Annotated in this window: 24 protein-coding genes, 1 tRNA gene and 1 pseudogene; 15 read left to right on the top strand and 11 right to left on the bottom strand. The window is 62.6% G+C overall.

Going from position 1 to position 23,653, the window contains the following annotated elements; all coding sequences use genetic code 11:
- Window positions 1–12: 12 nt before the first annotated feature.
- Window positions 13–687 carry a RadC family protein gene (gene radC / locus ACXJKE_RS05740; RefSeq protein ID WP_457279582.1) on the bottom strand — a complete coding sequence of 225 codons (675 nt, stop codon included), beginning with the start codon at window positions 685–687 and terminating at the stop codon, window positions 13–15.
- A 323-nt stretch (window positions 688–1,010) separates the two neighbouring features.
- Between radC and ACXJKE_RS05735 the strand changes: the two genes are divergently transcribed.
- The 6 genes from ACXJKE_RS05735 to ACXJKE_RS05710 all read left to right on the top strand — a co-directional run bounded on the left by ACXJKE_RS05735 (window position 1,011) and on the right by ACXJKE_RS05710 (window position 7,914).
- Entirely contained in the window at window positions 1,011–2,633 is a 1,623-nt protein-coding gene (locus ACXJKE_RS05735; protein ID WP_457279808.1) for an ABC transporter substrate-binding protein, read from the top strand.
- Between the two features lie 119 nt (window positions 2,634–2,752).
- Window positions 2,753–3,706 carry an ABC transporter permease gene (locus ACXJKE_RS05730; RefSeq protein ID WP_457279581.1) on the top strand — a complete coding sequence of 318 codons (954 nt, stop codon included), beginning with the start codon at window positions 2,753–2,755 and terminating at the stop codon, window positions 3,704–3,706.
- 2 nt (window positions 3,707–3,708) lie between these two features.
- Window positions 3,709–4,629 (top strand): ABC transporter permease, encoded by a 921-nt coding sequence (locus tag ACXJKE_RS05725; protein ID WP_457279580.1) that lies wholly within the window; start codon window positions 3,709–3,711, stop codon window positions 4,627–4,629.
- Between the two features lie 4 nt (window positions 4,630–4,633).
- A complete protein-coding gene (locus ACXJKE_RS05720; RefSeq protein WP_457279579.1) occupies window positions 4,634–5,671 on the top strand; it encodes an ABC transporter ATP-binding protein in 1,038 nt (345 codons plus the stop codon).
- Between the two features lie 58 nt (window positions 5,672–5,729).
- Window positions 5,730–6,719 carry an ABC transporter ATP-binding protein gene (locus tag ACXJKE_RS05715; RefSeq protein WP_457279807.1) on the top strand — a complete coding sequence of 330 codons (990 nt, stop codon included), beginning with the start codon at window positions 5,730–5,732 and terminating at the stop codon, window positions 6,717–6,719.
- A 16-nt stretch (window positions 6,720–6,735) separates the two neighbouring features.
- The gene (locus ACXJKE_RS05710) at window positions 6,736–7,914 is read left to right on the top strand and encodes an amidase (protein ID WP_457279578.1); all 1,179 of its coding nucleotides are present in this window, start codon (window positions 6,736–6,738) and stop codon (window positions 7,912–7,914) included.
- Between the two features lie 94 nt (window positions 7,915–8,008).
- Here the strand turns inward: ACXJKE_RS05710 and ACXJKE_RS05705 are convergent, their stop codons facing one another.
- From ACXJKE_RS05705 to ACXJKE_RS05695, 3 genes are read right to left on the bottom strand one after another with little or no spacing between them, the layout of a single operon-like run.
- Window positions 8,009–8,494: a metallophosphoesterase family protein gene (locus ACXJKE_RS05705; protein WP_457279577.1), complete on the bottom strand. Its 486-nt coding sequence runs from the start codon at window positions 8,492–8,494 to the stop codon at window positions 8,009–8,011.
- A gap of 57 nt (window positions 8,495–8,551) precedes the next feature.
- Complete coding sequence (locus ACXJKE_RS05700) at window positions 8,552–9,049, bottom strand: ureidoglycolate lyase (RefSeq protein WP_457279576.1); 498 nt, start codon at window positions 9,047–9,049, stop codon at window positions 8,552–8,554.
- The gene (locus ACXJKE_RS05695; RefSeq protein WP_457279575.1) at window positions 9,046–10,350 is read right to left on the bottom strand and encodes a Zn-dependent hydrolase; all 1,305 of its coding nucleotides are present in this window, start codon (window positions 10,348–10,350) and stop codon (window positions 9,046–9,048) included. Before ACXJKE_RS05695 ends, ACXJKE_RS05700 begins: the two co-directional genes overlap by 4 nt.
- Window positions 10,351–10,593: 243 nt before the next feature.
- On the opposite strand from ACXJKE_RS05695, the gene ACXJKE_RS05690 reads away from it, so the two are divergent.
- The 7 genes and pseudogenes from ACXJKE_RS05690 (at window position 10,594) to ACXJKE_RS05660 (ending at window position 15,544) form a co-directional block, all read left to right on the top strand.
- Window positions 10,594–11,082 (top strand): FKBP-type peptidyl-prolyl cis-trans isomerase, encoded by a 489-nt coding sequence (locus ACXJKE_RS05690; RefSeq protein ID WP_457279574.1) that lies wholly within the window; start codon window positions 10,594–10,596, stop codon window positions 11,080–11,082.
- A complete protein-coding gene (ispH, locus tag ACXJKE_RS05685; protein ID WP_457279573.1) occupies window positions 11,079–12,077 on the top strand; it encodes a 4-hydroxy-3-methylbut-2-enyl diphosphate reductase in 999 nt (332 codons plus the stop codon). Before ACXJKE_RS05690 ends, ispH begins: the two co-directional genes overlap by 4 nt.
- A gap of 22 nt (window positions 12,078–12,099) precedes the next feature.
- The gene (locus ACXJKE_RS05680; protein ID WP_457279572.1) at window positions 12,100–13,041 is read left to right on the top strand and encodes a threonine/serine dehydratase; all 942 of its coding nucleotides are present in this window, start codon (window positions 12,100–12,102) and stop codon (window positions 13,039–13,041) included.
- A 47-nt stretch (window positions 13,042–13,088) separates the two neighbouring features.
- Window positions 13,089–14,429: a serine--tRNA ligase gene (gene serS / locus ACXJKE_RS05675; RefSeq protein WP_457279571.1), complete on the top strand. Its 1,341-nt coding sequence runs from the start codon at window positions 13,089–13,091 to the stop codon at window positions 14,427–14,429.
- 35 nt (window positions 14,430–14,464) lie between these two features.
- Window positions 14,465–14,552, top strand: a tRNA-Ser gene (locus ACXJKE_RS05670).
- A 297-nt stretch (window positions 14,553–14,849) separates the two neighbouring features.
- Window positions 14,850–15,128 (top strand): annotated as a pseudogene (locus tag ACXJKE_RS05665) (IS21 family transposase); the annotation flags it as partial.
- An 89-nt stretch (window positions 15,129–15,217) separates the two neighbouring features.
- Window positions 15,218–15,544, top strand: a complete 327-nt coding sequence (locus ACXJKE_RS05660) for a BLUF domain-containing protein (protein ID WP_457279570.1) — start codon at window positions 15,218–15,220, stop codon at window positions 15,542–15,544.
- A 461-nt stretch (window positions 15,545–16,005) separates the two neighbouring features.
- Here the strand turns inward: ACXJKE_RS05660 and ACXJKE_RS05655 are convergent, their stop codons facing one another.
- The 3 genes from ACXJKE_RS05655 to ACXJKE_RS05645 form a co-directional block, all read right to left on the bottom strand.
- Window positions 16,006–16,200 (bottom strand): DUF3606 domain-containing protein, encoded by a 195-nt coding sequence (locus ACXJKE_RS05655; RefSeq protein WP_457279569.1) that lies wholly within the window; start codon window positions 16,198–16,200, stop codon window positions 16,006–16,008.
- Window positions 16,201–16,600: 400 nt separating this feature from the next.
- Window positions 16,601–17,236, bottom strand: coding sequence for a hypothetical protein (locus ACXJKE_RS05650; RefSeq protein WP_457279568.1), 636 nt, complete (start codon window positions 17,234–17,236; stop codon window positions 16,601–16,603).
- A 37-nt stretch (window positions 17,237–17,273) separates the two neighbouring features.
- Window positions 17,274–17,642 (bottom strand): helix-turn-helix domain-containing protein, encoded by a 369-nt coding sequence (locus ACXJKE_RS05645; protein WP_457279567.1) that lies wholly within the window; start codon window positions 17,640–17,642, stop codon window positions 17,274–17,276.
- A gap of 143 nt (window positions 17,643–17,785) precedes the next feature.
- Between ACXJKE_RS05645 and ACXJKE_RS05640 the strand changes: the two genes are divergently transcribed.
- Window positions 17,786–18,655 (top strand): XRE family transcriptional regulator, encoded by an 870-nt coding sequence (locus ACXJKE_RS05640; protein WP_457279566.1) that lies wholly within the window; start codon window positions 17,786–17,788, stop codon window positions 18,653–18,655.
- A gap of 82 nt (window positions 18,656–18,737) precedes the next feature.
- Complete coding sequence (locus ACXJKE_RS05635; RefSeq protein WP_457279565.1) at window positions 18,738–20,108, top strand: sensor histidine kinase; 1,371 nt, start codon at window positions 18,738–18,740, stop codon at window positions 20,106–20,108.
- A gap of 40 nt (window positions 20,109–20,148) precedes the next feature.
- On the opposite strand, the gene ACXJKE_RS05630 is transcribed toward ACXJKE_RS05635, so the two are convergent.
- The 4 genes from ACXJKE_RS05630 to ACXJKE_RS05615 form a co-directional block, all read right to left on the bottom strand.
- The gene (locus ACXJKE_RS05630) at window positions 20,149–20,733 is read right to left on the bottom strand and encodes a LuxR C-terminal-related transcriptional regulator (RefSeq protein WP_457279564.1); all 585 of its coding nucleotides are present in this window, start codon (window positions 20,731–20,733) and stop codon (window positions 20,149–20,151) included.
- 211 nt (window positions 20,734–20,944) lie between these two features.
- A complete protein-coding gene (locus ACXJKE_RS05625; protein WP_457279563.1) occupies window positions 20,945–22,255 on the bottom strand; it encodes a tryptophan--tRNA ligase in 1,311 nt (436 codons plus the stop codon).
- 25 nt (window positions 22,256–22,280) lie between these two features.
- On the bottom strand, window positions 22,281–22,961 hold the full coding sequence (locus ACXJKE_RS05620) for a site-2 protease family protein (RefSeq protein ID WP_457279562.1): 681 nt from the start codon (window positions 22,959–22,961) through the stop codon (window positions 22,281–22,283).
- Between the two features lie 46 nt (window positions 22,962–23,007).
- A complete protein-coding gene (locus tag ACXJKE_RS05615; RefSeq protein WP_457279561.1) occupies window positions 23,008–23,643 on the bottom strand; it encodes an L-threonylcarbamoyladenylate synthase in 636 nt (211 codons plus the stop codon).
- Window positions 23,644–23,653: the final 10 nt, after the last annotated feature.

Here is a 23,653-nt window from a genome sequence, read left to right as displayed (position 1 = left end):
GCGTTCCGACTTCTACAGCAAGCCCAGCTCGGCCATCGACACCGCCTGGGAGCTCGTCACCACAAAATGGTCCAGCACGCGCACATCAACCAGCGCGAGCGCGGACTTCAGCGTCTGCGTCAGGGCCTCGTCGGCGCGTGAGGGTCTGGCGGTGCCGCTGGGGTGGTTGTGGGCCAGCACCACGCTGGCGGCGTTGAGCGCCAGGGCGCGCACCACTACCTCGCGCGGGTAGACGGACGTTTGTGTCAGCGTTCCGCGAAACAGCTCTTCGAGAACGATCAGCCGGTGCTGGCTGTCGAGGAACAGCACCGCAAAAATCTCGTGCGGCCGGCTGCCCAGCTGCAGCTGCAAATAGTCGCGCACGGCCTGCGGCGTGTCAAAGAGCGTTTTTTCACGGAGCTTTTCGGCAAGCGCCCGCCGGGAAAGTTCCAGCACCGCGACCAGTTCGGCGCGTTTGGCCGGGCCCAGACCCTTGATGCTTTTGAGCGCTTCGGGGCCGGTGTGCAGCAGCCCGGCCACGCCGCCAAAGGTGTCGACCAGCTCCTGCCCCATCTGCAGCGCATTCTTGCCGGGCAGGCCGGTGCGCAGCAGCAGGGCCAGCAGCTCGGCATCACTGAGCGCGCCGGGGCCGCGGGCCAGCAGTTTTTCGCGGGGGCGGGTGTCCTCTGGGAGGTCTTTGAGAAGCATGGAAGGAAAAGCCGGTGAAAGGGGTGAGGGGAAAGAACCACCAAAAGCAGTGCGGACCCGGACGGGTTCCCTTGCTCTGGACGGGAACAGTTTACAAACAGTTGCCGTCCCCCCACGAATGCCATGCCACGCGAGACGGTTCGCGAGATTTTGAAGCGATGCACCAAGGCAGTGACGCATGCACTGCGGCGGAGCTCACCTTGCAAGCATCGGCGCTGAAACCATTGGCATATTCCTTGCGGGCATATCCTTATTTACAGGAGTGCTCCATGAAAGTTATCGGGTCCCGTCTGTCTCTGGTCTGGCTGCGCGCGCCGGTGTCCATGGCCCTGCTTGCCGCGGCCTCGCTGGCTGCCACCGGTCTGCATGCACAGGAAAAAGTACTGCGCATCGCCATGACGGCGGCCGACATTCCGCGCACCCTGGGCCAGCCCGACCAGGGCTTTGAAGGCAACCGTTTTACCGGCATCCCGATTTACGATTCGCTGACCCAATGGGATCTCTCGAAGGCCGACGCGCCGAGCGTGCTGATTCCCGCGCTTGCCACTTCCTGGGCCGTGGATGCCAAGGACAAGACCAAGTGGGTCTTCAAGCTGCGCCCCGGCGTCAAGTTCCACGACGGTTCAGCCTTTAATGCCGATGCCGTGATCTGGAACGTGCAGAAGGTACTCGACAAGGACGCCCCGCAGTTCGACCCCAGCCAGGTCGGTGTGACCGCTTCGCGCATGCCGACCCTGCGCACCGCCCGCAAGATCGACGACATGACGGTCGAGCTCACCACGAGCGAGGCCGACTCCTTCCTGCCGATCAACCTCACGAATCTGTTCATGGCCTCGCCGGCGCATTGGTCCGCCAAGCTCGCGGCCGTGCCGGCCGGCGTCACCGTACCCGCTGACCGCGCCAAGGCGGCCTGGACGGCTTTCGCCGCCGATCCGGCCGGCTCTGGCCCCTTCAAGGTCACGCGCTTCGTGGCGCGTGAGCGCCTTGAGCTGGCCGCCAACAAGGCCTACTGGGACGCCAAACGCGTGCCCAGGATCGACAAGGTCGTGATGCTGCCCATGCCCGAAGCCAATGCGCGCACCGCGGCGCTGCTGGGCGGGCAGGTCGACTGGATCGAGGCTCCCGCACCTGATGCGATGGCGCAGATTACGCAGCGCGGCTTCAAGATCTATTCCAACGCCCAGCCGCACGTGTGGCCGTGGCAGCTGTCATTCGCCGAAGGCTCGCCCTGGCTCGACAAGCGCGTGCGCCAGGCGGCCAACCTTTGCGTGGATCGCGGGGGCATCAAGCAACTGCTGGGCGGCATGATGGCCGAACCCAAGGGCACGGTGGCGCCCGGACACCCATGGTGGGGCAACCCCAAGTTCGACATCAAGTACGACGTGAAGGCTGCCCAGGCGCTGATGACGCAGGCGGGTTTTTCGGCCGCCAAGCCGCTCAAGGTCAAGGTGCAGATTTCCGCCTCAGGCTCGGGCCAGATGCAGCCGCTGCCGATGAACGAGTTTGCGCAGCAGTCGCTCAAGCAATGCTTTTTTGACGTGCAGTTCGACGTGATCGAGTGGAACACGCTGTTCACCAACTGGCGCAAGGGCGCGAAAGACCCGTCGGCCAATGGCGCCAATGCGGTCAACATCAGTTTCGCGGCGATGGACCCGTTCTTTGCCATGGTGCGTTTCGTGAGCACCAAGGCCTTCCCGCCGGTGTCCAACAACTGGGGCTACTACGGCAACGCCGATATCGACAAGCTGGTGGCCGATGCGCGTACCAGCTTCGACGAGAAGTCGCGCGACGCCGCGCTGGCCAAGCTGCACGCCCACATCGTGGACGACGCCCCCTTTGTCTGGATTGCGCACGACGTCGGTCCGCGTGCGCTGTCGGCCAGGATCAAGAACGTGGTGCAGCCCAAGAGCTGGTTCATCGACATTGCCACCATGACGATGGACTGATCACGGTGGAAAAGCCCATTCTCCGCTGAGGAAGGGCTTCTTTTATCGCTCTCGCTTCCTCGTTTTTTCGCTTTCCCGTTCTCTCGTTCCTTATTCGAGCCAGCTTTCAACGCCAGCCCATGCTTGCCTACTTCCTGCGTCGTGTTATCTACGCCTTGCCGATCATGGTCGGCGTGGCACTCGTGTGTTTTCTTCTGGTGCATCTCGCGCCTGGCGATCCGCTGGTGTCCATCCTGCCGCCGGACGCATCGGCCGACCTGCAGGCGCAACTGCGCGAGCTCTATGGCTTTAACCGCTCGCTGCCCGAGCAGTTCGCGATGTGGGTATGGCGCGCCATGCACGGCGACCTGGGCGTGTCGATCGCGAGCAACCGTGCGGTTGCCGGCGAGGTCATGACCGCGGTCGGCAATACGCTGCGCCTGGCGGTGGTGGCCACTTTCATCGGCTTTGTGCTGGGCTGCCTGTTCGGTTTTGTGGCCGGCTACTTCCGCAACTCCTGGGTCGACCGGCTGGCCTCGATGCTGTCGGTGCTGGGCGTGAGTGTGCCGCACTACTGGCTGGGCATGGTGATGGTGATCGTCTTCAGCTCGCAGCTGATGCTGTTGCCGGCCACAGGCGCCGGCCCGGGTGGATCGAGCGACTGGGCCTGGGACTGGGAGCACATCCAGTTCCTGGTCCTGCCGGCGATCACGATGTCGGTGATCCCGATGGGCATCATCGCGCGCACGGTGCGTGCGCTGGTGGCCGACATTCTTGACCAGGAATTCATCGTCGGCCTGCGCGCCAAGGGCCTCACGCACTTCGGCGTGTTCCGCCACATGGTGAAAAACGCCGCCCCCACGGCGCTGGCCGTGATGGGCCTGCAACTGGGTTACCTGCTGGGCGGCTCCATCCTGATCGAGACCGTGTTTTCCTGGCCGGGCACCGGCTTTCTTCTGAACTCCGCCATCTTCCAGCGTGACCTGCCGCTCCTGCAAGGGACGATTCTGGTGCTGGCGCTGTTCTTCGTGGTGCTGAACCTGCTGGTCGATGTGCTGCAAACGTTGCTGGACCCCCGCATCGCCAGGGCATGACCATGAGCACCGTGACCGCCACTTCCAGCGCATCCAGCGCCTCCACTGCTGCCGTCGATGTGAAGCCGCTGCCCATGCAGCGTTCTCGCGGCTACTGGACCTCGGCCATGCTGCGCTTCACGCGCGACCCGGTCGCAATGGCCGCTGCTTTTGTGGTGCTGCTGCTGATCAGCCTGGCGGTGTTCGGCCCATGGCTCGCGCCGGCAGATCCCTACGCCTCGTCAATGCTCAAGCGGCTCAAGCCGATCGGCACCGAAGGCCTGCCGCTGGGCAGTGACGAACTCGGCCGCGACATGCTGTCGCGCCTGATCGTGGGCGCACGGCTCTCGCTTTTCATCGGCATCACGCCCGTGGTCTGTGCCTTTGCCGTCGGCTCGACGATCGGCATCCTGGCCGGCTACGCAGGCGGATTCATCAACACCGCCATCATGCGCACCATCGATGTGTTTTATGCCTTTCCGTCAGTGTTGCTGGCCATTGCACTGTCCGGCGTGCTGGGTGCGGGCATCGTCAACTCCCTGATTTCGCTGACCATCGTGTTTATTCCGCAAATTGCGCGGGTGGCCGAAAGCGTGACCACGCAGGTGCGTAACCGCGACTATGTGGAGGCGGCCAGGGCCTCGGGTGCCGGCCCCTTCACCATTGTGCGGGTGCATGTTCTGGGCAATGTGCTGGGGCCGATTTTTGTTTACGCCACCAGCCTGATCGCGGTCTCCATGATCCTCGCCTCGGGCCTGTCTTTCCTTGGGCTCGGCGTGAAACCACCGGAGCCGGAGTGGGGCCTGATGCTCAATACGCTGCGCACCGCGATCTATGTGCAGCCCTGGGTCGCGGCACTGCCCGGGGCGATGATCTTCATCACCTCCATCTCATTCAACATCCTGTCTGATGGCTTGCGCTCCGCCATGGACAACAAGGGCTGAAACCATGGACGCAATGAACGACGTCGGAGGCCCCGCGCAGCCCTTGCTCACGATTTCCGGGCTGGTCAAGCACTTCCCGCTCAAGAAGGATCCGCTGGGCCGTGGTGGCGGTGTGGTGCGCGCCGTCGACGGTGTTGATTTCGAAGTGTTCAAAGGTGAGACGCTGGGGGTTGTCGGCGAGTCAGGCTGCGGCAAGTCGACCACGGCGCGGTTGTTGATGCAGCTGATCGCGCCTACCGGCGGCGAGGTTGTCTTCGACGGGCGCACCGTCGGCGGCCGCGACCTGCCGCTCAAGGAGTTCAGGCGCCAGGTGCAGATGGTCTTCCAGGACAGCTACGCTTCGCTTAACCCGCGGCTCACGATCGAAGACTCGATTGCCTTCGGCCCGCAGGTGCACAACGTGCCCAGGCGCGAGGCGATTGCGCGCGCACGCGACCTGCTGGCGCGCGTGGGCCTGGAGCCGCAGCGTTTTGCCGAGCGCTACCCGCACGAGTTGTCGGGCGGGCAGCGCCAGCGCGTCAATATTGCGCGTGCGCTGGCGCTGCAGCCGCGCATGGTGATTCTTGATGAAGCGGTGTCGGCGCTCGACAAATCGGTCGAGGCGCAGGTCATCAACCTGCTGCTCGACCTGAAGGCCGAGTTCGGCCTGACCTATGTCTTTATCAGCCACGATCTCAATGTGGTGCGCTACGTGAGCGACCGCGTGATGGTGATGTACCTTGGCCAGGTTGCCGAAATCGGCCCGGCCGATGCACTGTACGACGCGCCGGCCCATCCCTACACACGCGCGCTGCTGTCGTCGATGCCCTCAATGGACCCGGACCACCGCACCGAAGAAGCGGCGCTGGCCGGTGACCCGCCGAACCCGATCAACCCGCCCTCGGGCTGCCGCTTTCACCCGCGCTGTGCACTGGCCGCGCCGGTGTGCAGCCAGGTGGTGCCGGCGCGCATCGCCACCGGCGCACAGCACGCCGTGAGTTGCCTGATCCACGAACCCGGCAGCGGACACCCGGATGCTGCACCGCTGGCCAGGGCGGCGTGACCCCATGACTGCGAACGCCTCTTCTTCCTCTTTCTTGTTTCCTTCCTCTTGCGAGCCGATGGTTCGCCTGAAGGACCTCAGCGTGACATTCAGCGGCGGGCGCAAGCCCGTGCAGGCCGTGAGCGGCGTGAGCCTGGAGGTGCAGCGCGGCGAGGTGGTCGCGCTGATCGGCGAATCCGGTTCTGGCAAGAGCGTGACCATGCGCACCCTGCTGCGCCTGCACCCCGAGCGCCGCACCCGCATGGGCGGCCAGGTGCAGGTGGCCGGGCGTGATGTGCTCGCCATGTCAACCGGCGAGCTCGACGACTTCCGCGGCAAGGTCGCCTCGATGATCTTCCAGGAGCCGCTGCTGGCGCTGGACCCGGTCTATTCGGTGGGGGCCCAGATCATGGAGTCGATACGCCGGCATGAGCGTGTGGGCAAGGCTGAAGCGCACCAGCGCGCGCTGGCGCTGTTCGAGCGCGTGCGCATCCCCAGCCCCGAGCGGCGCCTTGCGGCCTATCCGCACGAGATGTCGGGCGGCATGCGCCAGCGCGCGATGATCGCGCTGGCGCTGGCCTGCAAGCCGCAGCTCCTGCTGGCCGACGAGCCGACCACCGCGCTCGACGCGACCGTGCAGATCCAGATTTTGCTGCTGCTGCGCGAGCTGCAGCGTGACCTGGGCCTGTCGGTGATCTTCGTGACGCACGATATCGGCGCGGCCGTCGAGGTGGCCGACCGCATCGCCGTGATGTACGCGGGCCGCATTGTCGAAGAAGGCACGGCGCGCGAGCTGATCCGCTCACCGCGCCATCCCTACACGATCGCGCTGCTCAAGAGCCGGGCGCACGGCACGCTGGCACGCGGCACCCGGCTGGAAACCATAGGCGGCGCGCCGCCCGACCTGTCGGCGCTGCCGCCCGGCTGTGCCTTTGCCGAGCGCTGCGCACTGGCCACTGAGGCCTGCCGCGCCGCGCAGCCGCCGGTGGTCGAGCTGGCGCCGAACCACCGTGCACGCTGCATTCATACCGATGCCGCCGCGGCGATTGCGCCCACCCTGGTTGCCTGATCACCGCCTTCACGTTATGCCCCTGCACGACCCCGCCCACGCCTTCGTTCCCTATCCCGACGCTCCGGTGCCGCGCGCTGCCACCGGCCCGCTGTCGGATTTCAGCTTCGGCGTGAAGGACCTGTTCGATGTGGCGGGCTATCCCACAGGTGGCGGCAGCCCTTTTGTGCTGGCGATGTCCGGCATCAAGACGCGTACCGCGCCCACCGTGCAGCGGCTGCTCGATGCAGGCGCGCGGTTTTCCGGCAAGACGGTCACGGATGAGCTGGCCTTTTCGATGAACGGCAATAACGCGCACTTCGGCGCCCCCATCAACGGCGCCGCCAAAGACCGCATCACCGGCGGCAGTTCATCAGGCTCGGCCTCGGCTGTGTCTTCGGGCCTGTGCGATTTCGCGCTGGGCACGGACACCGGCGGCTCCGTGCGGGCGCCGGCCAATCACTGCGGGCTGTATGGGCTGCGCCCAACGCATGGCCGCATCAGCCTGGAGGGCGCGTTGGACCTGGCGCCCAGCCTGGACACCTGCGGCTGGTTCGCGCGGGATATTCACACCTTCGCACGGGTGGCCGACGTGTTGCTTGGCCCCGATGCCGCTGCACTGCCAGGTCGCTTGCGGCTGCTGCATCCTGAAGACGTGTGGTCGCTGGCCGTGCCGGCGGCGGCCGCAGCGTTGCAGGGCGCTGCCGAGCGGGTGCTGGCCGTGCTCGGCACTGCGCAGGGCACCACCGTGGCGCTGGAGTCCTTCGATGCGATGTACTGGAATTTCCGGTACGTACAGGCGCACGAGGCCTGGCTGACCGACGGGCCGCTGATTGAGCGCTACGCGCCGCCGCTGGGGCCGGGCGTGGCCGAGCGCTTTGCCTGGTCGCGTGATGTGACGGATGCGCAGGTCAGCGCGGGCCGTGCTTTTCGCGCGGCCTTTCGCAGCCACCTGGCCGCGCTGCTTGGCAGCGACGGCGTATTGCTGATGCCGACCATGCCCGACATTGCGCCGTTGCGCAGCGAAGGCGAGGCCGGGCTGGAGGACTACCGCAACCGCGCCATCCGGCTGCTGTGCATCGCCGGCTTGAGCGGTTTTCCGCAGCTGTCGATGCCTCTGGCCCAGCGTGAGGGCGCCCCACTGGGCCTGTCGCTGCTCGGGCCGGCGGGCTCGGACCGGGCGCTGGTGGCACTGGCGCAGCGCATTGCGGCTTGATGCCGAATATTTTTGATTTTCTTAAGAAGAATCAGCCCCCAGATCATGTAGAACATGCGCGACCAGCTATTGAGTTGATAGCTAAAGGGCGCCTTCAGTCTGTCTCGACGGCCTGAATCTCTGCCTGAATCTTTTCTATGCGCGGGTTGATGGCAGGGCCGTCGATCTGCAGTTCGGCAAGGGTGATCGGGAGCCTGAAGCGGCGCGGACCGGCACTGCCGGGGTTCACGAACAACACGCCTTCGCGCTCCTCGATCAGGGGCTGGTGCGAATGGCCCGACACGACCACCTGCACACCCGCTGCGGCCGGGTCGATGTCCAGCTCTGCAAGATCGTGGATCACATGGATCGTGACTTCGCCGATGTTCAGCCATGTCGAGACGGGCAGGGCGTCGGCCCAGGCGCCCCGGTCATTGTTGCCGCGCACCGCCGTCACCGGCGCCAGCGTTGCCAGCGCTTCGAGGACGCCCGGCTCGCAGATATCCCCGGCATGGATGATGTGATCGCATCCGCGCAGGAACGCGAGGGCTTCCGGCCTCAGGAGGCCATGGGTGTCGGAGATCAATCCAATGCGAACCACAGGCCGGGTTCCTTCAGGCAGTTGCGTAGTTCATGCAGCTTATGCAGTTCAAGCGGTTCATGCAAGCGCTGCAACCGTCACGGGTTGTTGCAGCCGGCAGGTGCCACAGTCGACGGCTGCCGCGGCGCGCTCAAGCACCACAAAATCGCCTGCGTCTACCGCCAGCAAGGCGTGGTGCCAGGTGCCGGGCGCAAGCGCCACGCCCTGGCAGCCGTCGGTGATGAAGGCGGCCAGCGTATCGCCAGAAGGCGGCGCGCCGGCCGGCGCCACCACGATGACAAAGCGGCGCTCGCCCAGTGGCACAAAAGTCTGGCTGCCCAGCGCATGGCACTCCATTTCATCGACTGCATGGGGAAAGCGCCGCGCCTGTGCGCGAAATATCGCCAGCATCGGCCGCCCTCCGTCTGCATCAAGCTGCAGGTCGCCGATCAGGTCGAAGCGCTCGGATGTCCCGCCGTTAATGGCGTGGCCTTCGGCGCCGGCCGGCACCTGCACCACGGTGCCGTAGGGCGCAAATGCGTCTGGCGTCAGCGGCTGCGGCGCGAGTACCTTCATGCTGCGGCCACACCCGCCTGGTCGAGCATCGCGTGCAGCAGCACGTTGGCGCCGGCTGCCAGGTGTTCCGGCTTGGCGTCTTCGATCTCGTTGTGCGAGATGCCGTCTTTGCAGGGGACAAAAATCATGGCGGCCGGCGCGGTGCGGGCGACGTACACGGCGTCGTGGCCGGCACCGCTCACGATGTCCAGGTGGGCCAGGCCCATGCGCTTCGCGCCTTCGCGCACGGCAGCCACCAGCGGCTCGGCGAAGCGTGCCGGCGGGTAGTACACGGTCTGCTCAATCCCGACCGTGAGGCCGCCTGACTGGCTGAGTGCGGCGCAGGCATGGCGCAAGCGCCCGTCCATGCGGCTCAGGCCTTCGTCGTTGCCGTGGCGGAAGTCCACAGTGAAGGTCACGCGGCCCGGGATCACATTGCGCGAATTGGGATGCACCTGCACATAGCCCACGGTGCCGCGGCCGTCAGGCTGTTCGTCCAATGCGATGCTGCGCACGGCCTGCATGAGGCCGGTGGCGCCCTGCAGGGCATCGCGCCGCAATGTCATCGGGGTGGGGCCGGCATGCGCTTCCTGGCCGGTGACCACCACGTCATACCAGCGCTGGCCAAGCGCACCGGTGACCACACCCAGCGGAATGTCGGCATCTTCGAGCACCGGTCCCTGTTCGATGTGGGCCTCAAAATAGGCGCCGAAGCGCGGTGCACCGTCGTTCACCGCAGCGGGCGCCGTGCCGTCAAACCCGATGGCCTGGAGTGCCTCGCCGACGCGGATACCGTCGCGGTCGGCGGCCTCAAGCGCTGACTGCAGGGTGAAAGCGCCGGCGTAGACACCCGAGCCCATCATCACCGGCACGAAACGCGAGCCTTCCTCGTTGGTCCAGACGCAGACTTCCAGCGGCGCGACGGTGCGTATGCCCGCGTCGTTGAGCGTGCGCAGTACTTCCAGCCCGGCCAGTACACCGTAGTTCCCGTCGAACTTGCCGCCGGTAGGCTGGGTGTCGATATGGCTGCCGGTGGCAACGGCAGGAAGCGAAGGGTCCTGCCCCTCGCGGCGCGCGAACAGGTTGCCGATGGCATCCACGCGCAGCGTGCAGCCTGCTTCGGTTGCCCAGCGCACGAAGAGCGCGCGCCCCTGGCGGTCAAGCTCGGTCAGGGCCAGCCGGCATACACCGCCTTTTTCTGTCGCCCCCACGGCAGCGAGATCCATGAGTGAGGCCCAGAGGCGCTGCGGGTCAATCCGCAGGTCGTGATCCGGGCCGGCCGGCGGGGCTGGCGTGTGTGGGGATGTGATGGCAGTGTCCATGGAAGTGAGTCAGCAGAAAGCATGCCAGTCATCCACGATGCGCCGGCGCAAGCGGCCGGCTGCCTGCCTGCTGTGGAAACGGGGGGAACAAGCTTCCAAAACACTCCGAAAAACTCCGAAGAAGCCACTCGAAAACCCCGAAAAAACCGATGATCGGCCTGGTCACTCCCGGCTTTCTACAATAGGGGGCTGATCCTCCCTTTACAAACCGTTGCCGGCTGCCCGCCTGGCCCCGAAAGCCCTATGTCCACCGTGGAATCCCCCGAAGCAACCCTTGTCCAGCAAGGCTCGTTCCTGACCCTGCACTACCGCATGGCCGGGCCCTCCGTGGACGGCAAACCGGGCGCGGACATCATCAACACCTTTGACGGCAAGCCCGCCACCCTGAGCCTGGGTACGGGCGAGCTCTCTCCGGCCATTGAGCAGCGGCTGATTGGCCTGCCCGAAGGCACGCGCACAACGTTTGAGTTGCCCGCAGGCGTTGCGTTTGGCGACCGCAACCCGGAGCTGGTGCAGTGGGTGGCGCGCAAGCTGCTCAATGAGCTGGGCGACCCGGATGAACAATACAAGGTCGGCGATGTGGTGCAGTTCCCCACGCCGGATGGCGCGGGGCAGTACGCGGGCGCGGTGCAGCAGGTCAAAGAGGGCGGCGACGCGGTGCAGTTCGACTTCAACCATCCGCTGGCAGGCCAGCCGGTGGTGTTTGAAGTGCAAGTGATTGGGGTGTTATGACTGAATCCAGATTGCTTCCCCAGGAAATCCTTCTCGCGGAACCGAGGGGTTTCTGCGCCGGCGTCGACCGTGCCATTGAGATCGTCGAGCGGGCGTTGACGAAATTCGGCAGGCCGATTTACGTGCGCCACGAGATCGTGCACAACACCTATGTCGTCAACGACCTCAAGGAAAAAGGCGCCATCTTCATTGAAGAGCTAAGCGATGTGCCCCCCGGCGCTACGCTGGTGTTCAGCGCGCACGGCGTGAGCCAGGCCATCCAGAAAGAGGCCGAGCGCCGCGGCTTCCAGATTTTTGACGCCACCTGCCCGCTGGTGACCAAGGTACATGTGGAAGTGGCCAAGCTGCACAAAGAGGGCTACGAGTTCATCATGATCGGCCACAAGGGCCACCCCGAGGTCGAAGGCACCATGGGCCAGCTCGACAGCGGCATCCACCTGGTGGAAGACGTGGCCGACGTGTGGCGCATCAGCCCTGCCCAGACCGAACGCCTGGCAGTCGTCACGCAGACCACGCTGAGCGTGGACGACGCGGCCGAGATCAGTGCGGCGGTAAAGGCGCGCTTTCCGCAAGTGCGCGAACCCAAACACCAGGATATTTGCTACGCCACGCAGAACCGGCAGGACGCCGTCAAGGTGCTGAGCCCGCAGGTGGACATCCTCATCGTGGTCGGCAGCCCGACCAGCTCCAACAGCAACCGCCTGCGCGAGCTGGCCGCCAAGCTGGGCACCGAGGCCTATATGGTGGACGACGCCAGCGAGCTGAAGGAGTCGTGGTTTGAGGGCAAGGGCCGGGTCGGCCTCACGGCAGGTGCTTCGGCGCCCGAAATTCTCGTCAAGCAGGTGATAGACCGCATCAAGGCGCTGGGCGCTGTGTCGGTGCGCAAGATGGAAGGCATTGAGGAGACCATCAAGTTCCCGCTGCCCAAGGGCCTGAAGCTCGATGCGCAGGGCCAGATGCTGGAAGTCAATGACAGCCAGCTGCATCAGCTCTGACCTGATTTCTTCTTTTTTCCATATGACCAATCGCTATCAAATTGAGAGCTGCTTGCGCAAGTTCGAAGCGGGCTACAGCCACTTTATTCATAAAACACCGCTGTGGAAGCTGCCTGGCAAGGCGCTGGGCGTGGAATGCGCTGAGGTCTGGCTCAAGCTCGAACACCTGCAAACCGGCGGCAGCTTCAAGGCGCGCGGCATGCTCAACCGCCTGCTGTCCAATCCCATTCCGGCCAGCGGCGTGATCGTGGCTTCCGGCGGCAACGCGGGCATTGCCACAGCCGCCGCGGCCCGCGAGTTGGGCGTGCGCTGCGAAGTCTTTGTGCCTGAAGTGTCGACCCCCGCCAAGCGCGCCAAGCTGGCCGCGCTGGGTGCCGAGGTGGTGGTGACGGGAGCGGCGTACGCCGACGCGCTGAAAGCCTGCCTGGCGCGCCAGCAGGAAACCGGCGCGCTGCTGACACATGCCTATGACCAGCCCGAAGTACTTGCCGGCGCTGGCACGATGGCCGCAGAGATCGAGCAGCAGGGCGGTGTGCCCGACTCCGTGCTCGTCAGCGTGGGTGGCGGCGGCCTGATTGGCGGTGTGGCCAGCTGGTTTGAGCAGCGCAGCCGTGTGGTGGCGCTGGAGCCTGAGCTGGCGCCCACTTTGTACAAAGCCCGTGAGGCTGGTGAGCCGGTGGACGTGGCCGTTGGCGGCATCGCCGCCGACTCACTGGGCGCCAAACGCATCGGCAGCCTGGCCTGGGATGCCACGCAGGCCCATGTGCGTGATGCGCTGCTGCTGACCGACGAATCGATACGCGCCGCGCAGCTGTGGCTCTGGAAAGAACTGAAGCTGGCCGTCGAGCCCGCGGCGGCCCTGCCGCTGGCCGCGCTGCAAAGCGGCCGCTACCGCCCGCGCGCCGACGAAAAAGTCTGCCTCATCATCTGCGGTGCCAATCTGGACCCGGCCAGCCTGAACTGAGCTGAACGGGCTCTGGTGATCGCAGCTGCACAAAATACAATGGCCCCATGCTAGATATCAACCTGCTTCGCAAAGACCTGCCGTCGGCCATCGCCCGGCTGGAGACCCGTAAAACCCCGCAAGCCTTCCTGAACGTGGAAGCCTTCCAGGCGCTGGAGGCCGAACGCAAGGCCCTGCAGATTCGCACCGAAGAGTTGCAGAACCAGCGCAACACGCTGTCCAAGCAGATCGGCCAGCTCAAGTCCAAGGGTGAAGACGCCAGCGCCATCATGGCGCAGGTGAGTGCTTCCAGGGCCGAGCTCGAATCGTCCGCCGCGCGGCTGGATCAGATCCAGACCGACATGCAAGCCCTGCTGCTGGCTGTGCCAAACCTGCCGCATGAAAGCGTGCCGCAGGGCGCGGGCGAAGCCGGCAATGTCGAGGTGCGCAAATGGGCCCCGATCGAAGGCCTGGGCGGCGAGCCGCCGGCTTTCGCGTTTGAAGTGAAAGACCATGTCGATGTGGGTCAGCCCCTGGGGCTGGACTTTGAACTCGGCACCAAGCTGACCGGTTCGCGTTTTACCGTGATGAAAGGTCCGCTGGCGCGCCTGCATCGCGCGCTTGCGCAGTTCATGCTCGACGTGCAAACCGCCGAGCATGGTTACACCGAGTGCTACACGCCCTACATCGTCAACGGCGATTCGCTGCGCGGCACCGGCCAGTTGCCCAAGTTTGAAGAAGACCTGTTTGCCGCCAAGAAAGGCGGGCAGGAGGGCGCAGCCGAAGCCGAAAGCACCGCGCTGTACCTGATCCCCACGTCGGAGGTGCCGCTGACCAACTTCGTGCGCGATGAAATCGTCGCCGAAGCTGACTTGCCGCTTCAGTACACCGCGCACACGCCGTGCTTCAGGTCCGAAGCCGGAAGCTACGGCCGCGACACCCGCGGCATGATCCGCCAACACCAGTTCGACAAGGTCGAAATGGTGCAGATCACCCACCCCGACAAAAGCTACGAAGCGCTTGAAGCCATGACGGGCCACGCCGAAGCCATTTTGCAAAAGCTCGGCCTACCGTATCGCGTCATGCTGCTGTGCACCGGCGACATGGGCTTTGGCGCCGCCAAGACCTATGACCTGGAAGTGTGGCTCCCCGCACAAAACACCTACCGCGAAATCAGCTCGGTCTCCAACTGCGAAGCCTTCCAGGCCCGCCGCCTGCAGGCCCGCTTCAAGAACGCGCAAGGCAAGAACGAGTTTGTGCACACCCTCAATGGCTCCGGCCTGGCCGTAGGCCGCACCCTGGTTGCCGTGCTGGAGAACTACCAGCTCGCTGATGGCTCAGTCACCGTGCCGGAAGTGCTGCAACCGTACATGGGCGGCATCAAGGTGCTGGCTCCAGCCGCAAAGTAGGCCGGCTACAGCTGTTAGAATCCGTTTTCCACACTGGAGAGGTGGCAGAGTGGCCGAATGTACCTGACTCGAAATCAGGCGTACCGCAAGGTACCGTGGGTTCGAATCCCACCCTCTCCGCCAGATACGCAAGGCCCTTAAAAATCTTTGATTGTTAAGGGTTTTTTCGTTTCTGAGGCTTGCGTTTCACCCCATGTTTTCACCCCATATAAGGGAAAGTAGCCGCGCGAATAATTATGGTCCAGCTAGACTCGCCCCAAGGCATGCTCTTTAACTACGATCGTTTACGCGCATGCGCTAGTTCGTATGTCTACCTGTTGAATTCCATCGAAATCTGACCCACTTAGCGCAGTAATTTCCATCCAAAACTGACCCACGTAGGCACTACCCTGCTTGTTTTAAAAGCAGGAGAAATTAGGAGTGATAGACGTGGCGACATTGAATGTCATCAGGCGTTGGGCATTGCGAGATCAGATGTCCATCCGCGAGATCTCAAGGCGTACAGGCCTGGCTCGCAACACAATAAAGAAGCACCTGCGATCGGAAGAGAGCGAGCCCAACTATCCAAGGCGGGCCAGCGCCAGCAAGCGCTATCCCTACGCCGAGAAGCTGGCCACCTGGCTAGTCATCGAGGCAACAAAATCGCGGAAACAGCGGCGCACTTTGAGGCAGATCCACACAGACTCAGCCCAAAAAGGAGAAAACCAAGAACTTATCCACATCGTGAGCACCTTCTGCTCACAAAGAGTGTGGGTCAATATTCGATGGAAAACTCGGGTCAGACTTCAGTGCAATTCAACACTCTTGGCATCACGGGCCTTCTTGTTTATGGCGGAGGCGTGTTTGCACAAATAATTGAAGGCCCGGAGCAAGCGGTGCTTCAGAAGTATGTGAGCATCGCTACCGACAAGCGGCACCACAATTGCCGAATCGTCTATATCACGACGACAAGGGAACGTATTTTCAAAGGCATTTCCATGGCGGCGCTTGAAGCGCTTCCCATGGAGCTCGAGCACATTGCCGAACTGGATGCGCACCGAACAGACGCCATACCGGCGGACGCGTTTACGGACCTCATGCATGTGTTCTTTTCGAGAATGCAGGCGGTTCCCTGATTTGCGCGGAGAGGAACAGGCCGTGAAGAAAACCCGACTCTGCCGGGCCGCGCTTCTAACTTCTAACGCAAGCGCTACCCCCATGGACATTAAAAATTCTTAACAATTTCCAGCTTGCTGCCCTATTGACGTTTCCAGGAAAGTTCACGCCCGATCCGTGTTTTCTTAACTGCCCAAGAGGGCGTATGGCTAACTCCAGAATTATGGAAACGCTACGCGCCGCTGTGAGAGTTGAGCAGCATGAAGAGCTCGAGCGCACGCGGCGTTATATGGCGTTTATGCAAAAGATGGCGGCCTTTCAAAAGGGAGTTGGACCTGCGCCGACTCCCGAGGCATTTCAGCGGTGGTGCGAGGATGTTGAGAATCGCCTCGCGTTTCGCAGAATGGAGGCCGGGATACATGACCAGTCGGCAGAAGCCTGGGATGGCTCCCGATACTGACGGCTAAACCTCAGCTCGCAATCATTGCTGGCAGGTGTCCTTGCTGCGATGAAAATAACTGCGGATCTCGTCGGGTTCGCTGCCTACCGCATAGACCGCCACGCGCAATTCATACTCTGTGCATTTCAACTCGGAGCACCACGACTCCACGACGCGCGGATTAGTCAGGCTGATGCGGTTGGTCGTGCTGTCTGCGTCAGGAAATTTTTGTGACATGACGTACCCTCTTCAAATGGGACATTTCATGGAGGCCCACTGAAGCGTAGCAGTGCGGACCTGTAGTAAGTAATTGGTGCAAAAAATCACGCCATATTGCACCGACCACGCTTTACCTGTGCACTTTCCTATATTTCGATGAACATCACATCCTTCAATTAGAGGAGATGTTTGCAGGAACACATGTCACTATATGTGACAAGGCCGGCGCCATGAAACCGTTCCATGCGCTCATGCTGCTGTGGGTTGATGGATTTGCTGCTGCTCACGTTGGCGGCACGGATGCGCAGTGCTGGTGACTGTCACTGCCGCTGCGCCCAGGAGGAGCGGCTGCCGCAACGGCGTCGGTGGCCCCCTCAGGGCAGCACCGGCGAAGGATGGAAGGCCTTCCAGGCTACGGTTACGCTTTCAGGCGGTCACCGCTGTTTAATGGGCTGGTCATCGCCTGCACAAATTCAACGCACATCATCCTGATGGGATGAACTTCGGCTTCCGTCACGCTGGCTTTGGCCATTGCCGCTTTCTCGATGTCTTCGTTTTCCAGTTCTACAAAGACGTTTTCACCGTCGTGGGTACGTAGATGAACGCGTAACTTGATTCCGGTGCTGGATAGCAGCATGTGATTCCTTTGTGATCGGGTTGACTGGATGTCGTGTCGGTGTGGATGAGGTGGCCGCCGTAGCGCGGCACCGGCCATTCGTCTTTCGATGAATTCATTTCTGGCTGCCTGCCAGTCAACCCATCGGCGGATGGGCCAATCGGACCATTTGGTCACCGCGAGGGTGGCAGGTTCCTGGTCAGGCTCAAGGCCGGGCAAAGTTTGGCAATCCGGGGTGACGCTGTAGCTCAGCCGGCTGGTCTGGTGGCGGCTTTCCACAAAGCCGCCCGCTTCCAGCATGTCCATGGCTTGCTGGATATCGTTGGGTTCATACGTGGGTTTCCAGTGAGGATGAAGCGAGGCCAGCGTCCACCAGCCACCGGTGGCGCGCAACCGCAACCACAGGGCACGTACATCGTGGGTGATAAGGTCGCCCATGATTGGTCGCGATCTCGCTCAGGCGCTCTGATGATGTTTACGGTTGGGAGTACGGAGGTCCATCCGTGAGAGCGTTGTTGGCGGTCAGCTCATGTGCCAGTTTGCGCTGAGCCTGATTGCGCTGGTGCGGCATGGTGACCGTGATCTTGCGCGTCTGCTGAAAGGCCAGCGCCCGGCTGGCGGGATTGAGGTAACGCGACGGCCAGAGATCCTCGGGCCTTTTGTCGAGGGCGCGTGCCACGAGCTGCTCGGCCGCCAGCCAGGGGCTGGTCAGCACGCGTTGTATGTGGCTGTAACCGTTTTCCATGGCAATTTTTCGAAGACTGGTACCGCGTTTGCGGAGGGCAGCAATGACATCGGCGGGGTGCATATCTTCCTGTGCGGGTGTCGATTTAATTGTGCTCATATCTAATATTCTGAGCACAAAACAAGCCAAGTCAAACATTTTTTTCTGCCTGTTTCAATTTGTGCTACTTTTATTGTATTTTTTACCAATTAAATGAGTGTTATGTTTGCTCATTTTGTGCTTGGGGGAACAAAATAGTGTTCATGAACACAAAAGAAGCAGCGTCAGGGGTGGGGGGGTCTGGCTCATCTGGCAAGCTCCAGCACTATTCCTTTACCGCCGCAGCGCCGGTCAAGGCAGAAGAGCCCGTTGCGTGGTACCTGCATGAGGCCGCAGCAGCCGTCGACAAGGCGAGTGCCAGGTCTGTGCGAACCGAAGCCAGGTCGGTTTTCATGCGCCAGTTTGGCCAGCGCTGCCGCATGGCCCGGGGCACAAGGGAAATCAATGAGGTTGCGGCCACGGTCGGGGTTCACCGCAACACCATCTGGAACATAGAGCGTGGCGACAGCCTGCCGGATGCGTTCGAGCTGGAAGTACTCGCCAGGGAATACCGGTTGACGCCCGGGCAGCTACTGGGCCGGGAAGCTCCAGACGAAACCCGGGCTGCTGCGGCAGTGGCGCGCGACGTGCGCGCGGTCGAGACCGGCACGTTTGTCTATGCGCCCCTGTTTGACCTCCGCGCTTCGCCGGGCCGGGACGTATTCAACGACCTTGGGTCGGTCGTGGCGATGCGTCCCTTTGATGTGCAGTTCATCCGGTATGACCTGGGCATTGACCATAACGACATTGTCATGTCCACGGTGGCGGGCGCCTCCATGGAGCCGTGGCTGCATTCCAGGGACGCAGTGCTGACTGACTTGCGGGATCGCGATGCCCTGACAGAGGGCGTGCACATGGTACGGCTTGACGGCGCCTTGCTGGTCAAAAAACTGCAGCGCCTGCCCGGGAAGATATTGCGCGTCAGCAGCTACAACCCGGCGTATGAACCGTTTGACATCCAGGGCTACGAAAGTACAGACCGGGATTTTTCCGTGCTTGGCCGCGTGCGTTGGGCCGGCGTGACTTTTAACTGAGCGTAAGTCCCTAGACCGCAACGCAACAGGCGTGCGCCGCGGATGGCATTGCGGCCCCGGATGCGACGTAAACTCGCATTCCATGGACCACCCCACAGCGATCCGGCCTATCCAGGGCGCGCCAGATATCTCGCGCGAGGATTGGGTGGAAATGCGGTTGATCCATATCTTCATGCGGTATGCCCGCCCGGCCCTGCATTCCGCACTGGTCCTGATCGTGTCCATGGTGGTGATTCTTTACCGCCATGTAGACCTGCTCAGTCTGGGCATCTGGGCAACGGCGGCGACGCTGGTGACCCTGGTGCGGTACCGCGTCATCGGCATTTACCAGCGTTCGCTGCTGGGCGTCAGCGGCCCTGCGTTGCGCGCATTCATGGCGCGCTACACGTGGACGTGGCCCATGAGTGCCATGGTCTGGGGGGCGTCGATGTTTGTGTACTTCCTCAAAGCGCCCGTGTATGACCAGTTCCTCGGCATGATCGTCCTGGTCGGAATGGCCGGGTTTGCGGTGGGCACCTTTTCCTCCTGGCTCCCCTGCTTCAAAGGCTATGTGAACGGCCTGGGCATTTCCACCCTGACGGTATTTTTCTACCAGCTGATGCTGGAAAGAGGAATTTCTTCCACGTTCAATACCTGGGGTATGGTGGTGCTGATCGTGATTTACTGGGTGGTCATTCGCGTGTCGGGCCAGCGCTTTCACCAGGTGCAGCGTGCCAACCTCGAACTGCAGTACGACAACTCCGAACTGATCAGATCGTTGACTGAAAAAAGCCGTGCCGCCCTTGAGGCCATCGAGATCAAGAACCGTTTTATCGCCAGCGCCGCGCATGACCTGCGTCAGCCGGTGCATGCCCTGGACCTGTACGCCGGCTGGCTGGCTGCCGAGCCAGAATTCGTAGCGCAGATAGCACCCAAGATCGTCCGGTCCACCAAGGCGGTCAACGACCTGTTCAACTCCCTCTTCGACCTGGCGGGGCTGGAGTCCAGCCCACTGCGGGTCAACCTGCAGGCCGTAGACCTGGCGGGGCTGGTGCAGGATCTGGAGGCGCAATACGCGCCCTTCGCGCGGGAGCGAAACCTGCGCCTCAGGATTCGCCCTGCGGCGGGGCAGGTAAGGTCCGACCCCGTGCTGCTTCAGCGGCTGGTCGGCAACCTGTTGTCGAACGCACTGCGCAACACGCATCGAGGCGGTGTGCTGCTGGCTGTGCGCCGGCGGCGCGGGGTGCCATGCATCGAGATATGGGACACCGGTGTGGGCATCGCGAAAGAGCACCAGAAGGCGATCTTTCAGGAGTTCTACCGGATTCCCCTGCAGGGTACCGAAGAAGGTTTTGGGTTGGGCCTGGCCATCGTTTCGCGCCTGAGTGAGGCGCTGGGGCATCCTGTGAGGCTTGCCTCCAGGAGCGGGCGTGGCAGCGTCTTCTGGGTGGAGTTGCGCACGCCGGGCCAGTGACCCGGCCCAGTGTTACCCGGCCCAGTGTTGCCCGGTGTTGCTAGAGCAAGCCCTGGGTGCGCGCCAGGTGGCTGGCCTGCGAGCGGCTCTTGACATTCAGGCGCCGGAACAGCCGCCACAAATGCACTTTCACCGTGTGCTCGCTGATCTGCAGCTCTTCGGCGATGTCGCGATTGCTCATGCCCTTGTCGAGCATGACCAGCAACTGCTTTTGCCGCTTGGACAGTTTTTCCGTTGGGGTGGATGGCTCCGGGTCGAGTTCTTCACTCAGGAAGACGCGCAGGACGTTCGATATCTCGGTGGCCCCCGCAGACTTCTGGATGTAGGCATCGGCACCTGCCTCGATGGACAAGTCCTCGTAGTCCTGGGCCGGCGCGGCCGACAGCACTACCAGCGGCACATTGGGGAATTGGTGTTTGAGCTCACGCACGCCCGAAACACCATTGGTGTCAGGCAACCTCAAGTCGAGGCAGATGAGTTCGGGGACACCGTGTTGCTGCACGGCAGGCATTACCGCGGCGAGCCGGTCCAGCTCGGTCACAGTGGCTTTGCTGCTAAGGCGGCGAATCAACATGACAACCGCTTCGCGCATCAGCGGATGGTCATCTATTACAAAAATACTCATTAGTTCACGTCTGAAGTATCGTTCCTGTCAGCTATCGAGCATAACTGGTGAATGTCAACTTTGGGGCACTAATAAACTTGAAATTGCGGTATTTTTTCAGGGTGGTAATACCCTAAAACAACAATGAATAAGTCTTTCGTACCAATGTGATTCTGTCGAAGGCCGCCGCGCATGATCAAAGCCCCTGGCCCAAATTGCTTAATACCGCAACTCAGGGAGTTACAGGTGCAAAGAAACGTAGCGCTGTTTCCACCTCGGCTGCCTCGATACCGGGCAAGATTTGAAGCTTATCTTGCAGTGCAGCAAGCGCACCGGCCCCTTCGTTCTGCAGGGTGGAAATTATCAGCGCGGCTTCACGGGGAGATTCAAAGCCATGGCTCTGCAGCAGCACCTTGGCATCGGCATCCTGCAGCTTGAAATAGAACTGGCCGTCCTTCTCACGGTATTGCTTGAAGGCCGGAGCAACACTTTTGACTGACTTCCCTCTCGACGTGCCAGCCGGCTTTATCGCGAGGTTGCGCAAACCAACGGCGCGACGCAACTCGCCCATGAAAGGCGTGGCCTCCGCGCGCGCCTTCTGCGCACCCGCCTGCAAGGTCGCCTCGATCTTTGCCGGATCGCTGATGAGGTCGTGGTATCGCTCGCGCATGGGCACTACTTCACGGTCAATGCGCTCGAACAGCAGCTGTTTGGCATCGCCCCAGGCAATGCCTTCGGCATAGGCCTTGCGCAGGGCCTGGGTTTCGTCCGCGCTCGCAAAGGCCTGGTAAATCTGGAACAGCGCCGAGCCCTCGACTTCCTTGGGTTCGCCCGGTGCGCGTGAATCGGTGAGGATGCCGGCGATCAGCTTGCGCATCTGCTCGCGCGGGATGAACAGCGGAATCGTGTTGTCGTAGCTCTTGCTCATCTTGCGTCCATCCAGCCCGGGCAGCAGCGCGACTGATTCCTCCACCATCGCTTCGGGCAGCACCAGGTGCTCACCGTACAGGTGGTTGTAGCGCTGCGCCATGTCGCGCGCCATTTCGATGTGCTGGATCTGGTCGCGCCCCACCGGCACCTTGTGCGTCTTGAACAGCAGGATGTCCGCGCCCATCAGCACCGGGTACATGAAGAGGCCGGCGGTGACGTCAGCGTCAGGGTCGTTGCCGGCCGCCTCGTTCTTGTCGACAGAGGCCTTGTAGGCATGGGCACGGTTGAGCACGCCCTTGCCCGTGACGCAGGTCAGCAGCCAGGTGAGCTCAGGGATTTCCGGGATATCGGACTGGCGATAGAACGTCACGCGCTCCGGGTCCAGCCCGGCGGCCAGCCAGCTCGCCGCGATCTCGAGTGTGGACTGCTGGATGCGCGCGGGTTCATCGCATTTGATCAGTGCGTGGTAGTCGGCCAGGAAGTAAAAGCTGCGGACATCGTCGCGAAAGCTGGCCTGGACCGACGGCCGGATCGAGCCGACATAGTTGCCCAGGTGGGGCGTACCGGTGGTGGTGATGCCGGTGAGGAAACGGGTAGTGGCGTTGCTTGTCATGAGAGTGTTGCCGGAGTTGACCTCATCAGAAGATCAACTTTAAAGGCGTAAGGACCAGATTGAGGAGGGAAAAAGACAGCGCCATCATGGGCTGCATCCAGAGAGGGCCAAATACCTTCAGGACAATGAGGCCCAGAACGATAAAAAAGCCAAAGGGTTCGATGCGTGCAAGGTACTGCCCATACTTCCACGGCAGTATGCCGACGGCAACGCGCCCGCCATCCAGGGGCGGCAGCGGGAACAGGTTCAGCACCGCAAGTGCCAGGTTGACCTGTATCCCCGCCGTGGCCATCTGTGAAAAGAAGTCTTCTGAGTTGCCGTTGATGTTGCGCAGGGTCAGAAACAGGACGCCCCAGAAAATGGCTTGTACAAAATTAATGCCGGGGCCGGCCAGTGCCACCCAGATCATGTTTCGCTTCGGATTGCGCAGATTGCCGAATTGCACCGGAACCGGTTTCGCGTAACCCAGGATAAACGGGCCGCCGGGGATGGCAAACGTCGTCAGGTACATCAAGGCCGGCATGAGGATGGTCCCCACCGGATCGATGTGCTTTACCGGATTGAGCGTGATACGGCCCAGCATCCAGGCCGTGTTGTCGCCGAAATAGCGCGCGACATAGCCGTGAGCTGCCTCATGCAGCGTAATTGCGAACAGCACCGGCAAGGCGTAGACCGCAATGGTTTGAATCAGGTTGGCGATATCCATGCCGCGATTGTCTCAGACGCCCTGGCGGCTCTGCCGCGCGGAAGGCTTAAAGGCCCAATGCCGCCAGCTCGCCCCGGCCCTGCCGCACCACGACAGGCTCGCCGCCGTCGCCCATGGCCGTCAGGTCGATCACCGTGGTCGGCTCCTGGTGGCAGGCGCCTGCATCGATCACGGCAGCCAGCTCATGCTCCAGCAGCTCGCGGATTTCGTGTGCGTCGTTCAACGGCACGGTGCCGTCCCGGGGGATCAGCGTGGTGGCCAGCAGCGGCGCGCCATGCAGCTCCAGCAGTGCCTGCAGCACCTTGTGTTCGGGCACGCGCAGCCCTATGGTCTTGCGCGACGGGTGGCTCACGCGGCGCGGCACTTCCTTGCTGGCTTCGAGGATGAAGGTGTAGGGCCCTGGCGTGGCGGCCTTGAGCAGCCGGAATTGTTTGTTGTCCACCCGCGCGTAGTTCGCCAGCTCGCTCAGGTCGCGGCAGAGCAGGGTGAGGTGATGCTTGTCGTCGACGCCGCGAATACGGCGCAGGCTGTCGGCCGCGGTCTTGTCGTCAAGGTGGCATACCAGCGCATAGCTGGAGTCGGTTGGCACGGCCACAATGCCGCCGCGTTCAAGCAGCGCCACCGCCTGCTTGAGCAGGCGGGTGTGCGGGTTTTCGGGGTGAACTTCAAAAAACTGTGCCATACAGGTTTGC

This window comes from Polaromonas sp. P5_D5 (assembly GCF_054049435.1).
Note: the sequence above shows the minus strand (reverse complement) of the source record. Positions and strands in the feature narration are given on the sequence as shown.

What these genes read in the sequence shown, in the direction of transcription:
- ACXJKE_RS05725 (WP_457279580.1), top strand. Translation starts at nt 3,709, where the DNA reads ATGAGCACCGTGACCGCCACTTCCAGCGCATCCAGCGCCTCCACTGCT.
- ACXJKE_RS05625 (WP_457279563.1), bottom strand. Translation starts at nt 22,255, where the DNA reads ATGACAAGCAACGCCACTACCCGTTTCCTCACCGGCATCACCACCACC.
- ACXJKE_RS05640 (WP_457279566.1), top strand. Translation starts at nt 17,786, where the DNA reads ATGAACACAAAAGAAGCAGCGTCAGGGGTGGGGGGGTCTGGCTCATCT.
- ACXJKE_RS05730 (WP_457279581.1), top strand. Translation starts at nt 2,753, where the DNA reads ATGCTTGCCTACTTCCTGCGTCGTGTTATCTACGCCTTGCCGATCATG.
- ACXJKE_RS05680 (WP_457279572.1), top strand. Translation starts at nt 12,100, where the DNA reads ATGACCAATCGCTATCAAATTGAGAGCTGCTTGCGCAAGTTCGAAGCG.
- serS (WP_457279571.1), top strand. Translation starts at nt 13,089, where the DNA reads ATGCTAGATATCAACCTGCTTCGCAAAGACCTGCCGTCGGCCATCGCC.
- ACXJKE_RS05650 (WP_457279568.1), bottom strand. Translation starts at nt 17,236, where the DNA reads ATGGGCGACCTTATCACCCACGATGTACGTGCCCTGTGGTTGCGGTTG.
- ACXJKE_RS05655 (WP_457279569.1), bottom strand. Translation starts at nt 16,200, where the DNA reads ATGTCACAAAAATTTCCTGACGCAGACAGCACGACCAACCGCATCAGC.
- ACXJKE_RS05695 (WP_457279575.1), bottom strand. Translation starts at nt 10,350, where the DNA reads ATGGACACTGCCATCACATCCCCACACACGCCAGCCCCGCCGGCCGGC.
- ACXJKE_RS05710 (WP_457279578.1), top strand. Translation starts at nt 6,736, where the DNA reads ATGCCCCTGCACGACCCCGCCCACGCCTTCGTTCCCTATCCCGACGCT.
- ACXJKE_RS05615 (WP_457279561.1), bottom strand. Translation starts at nt 23,643, where the DNA reads ATGGCACAGTTTTTTGAAGTTCACCCCGAAAACCCGCACACCCGCCTG.
- ACXJKE_RS05715 (WP_457279807.1), top strand. Translation starts at nt 5,730, where the DNA reads ATGGTTCGCCTGAAGGACCTCAGCGTGACATTCAGCGGCGGGCGCAAG.
- ACXJKE_RS05700 (WP_457279576.1), bottom strand. Translation starts at nt 9,049, where the DNA reads ATGAAGGTACTCGCGCCGCAGCCGCTGACGCCAGACGCATTTGCGCCC.
- ACXJKE_RS05645 (WP_457279567.1), bottom strand. Translation starts at nt 17,642, where the DNA reads ATGAGCACAATTAAATCGACACCCGCACAGGAAGATATGCACCCCGCC.
- ACXJKE_RS05630 (WP_457279564.1), bottom strand. Translation starts at nt 20,733, where the DNA reads ATGAGTATTTTTGTAATAGATGACCATCCGCTGATGCGCGAAGCGGTT.
- ACXJKE_RS05735 (WP_457279808.1), top strand. Translation starts at nt 1,011, where the DNA reads ATGGCCCTGCTTGCCGCGGCCTCGCTGGCTGCCACCGGTCTGCATGCA.
- ACXJKE_RS05635 (WP_457279565.1), top strand. Translation starts at nt 18,738, where the DNA reads ATGGACCACCCCACAGCGATCCGGCCTATCCAGGGCGCGCCAGATATC.
- ACXJKE_RS05690 (WP_457279574.1), top strand. Translation starts at nt 10,594, where the DNA reads ATGTCCACCGTGGAATCCCCCGAAGCAACCCTTGTCCAGCAAGGCTCG.
- radC (WP_457279582.1), bottom strand. Translation starts at nt 687, where the DNA reads ATGCTTCTCAAAGACCTCCCAGAGGACACCCGCCCCCGCGAAAAACTG.
- ACXJKE_RS05720 (WP_457279579.1), top strand. Translation starts at nt 4,634, where the DNA reads ATGGACGCAATGAACGACGTCGGAGGCCCCGCGCAGCCCTTGCTCACG.
- ispH (WP_457279573.1), top strand. Translation starts at nt 11,079, where the DNA reads ATGACTGAATCCAGATTGCTTCCCCAGGAAATCCTTCTCGCGGAACCG.
- ACXJKE_RS05620 (WP_457279562.1), bottom strand. Translation starts at nt 22,961, where the DNA reads ATGGATATCGCCAACCTGATTCAAACCATTGCGGTCTACGCCTTGCCG.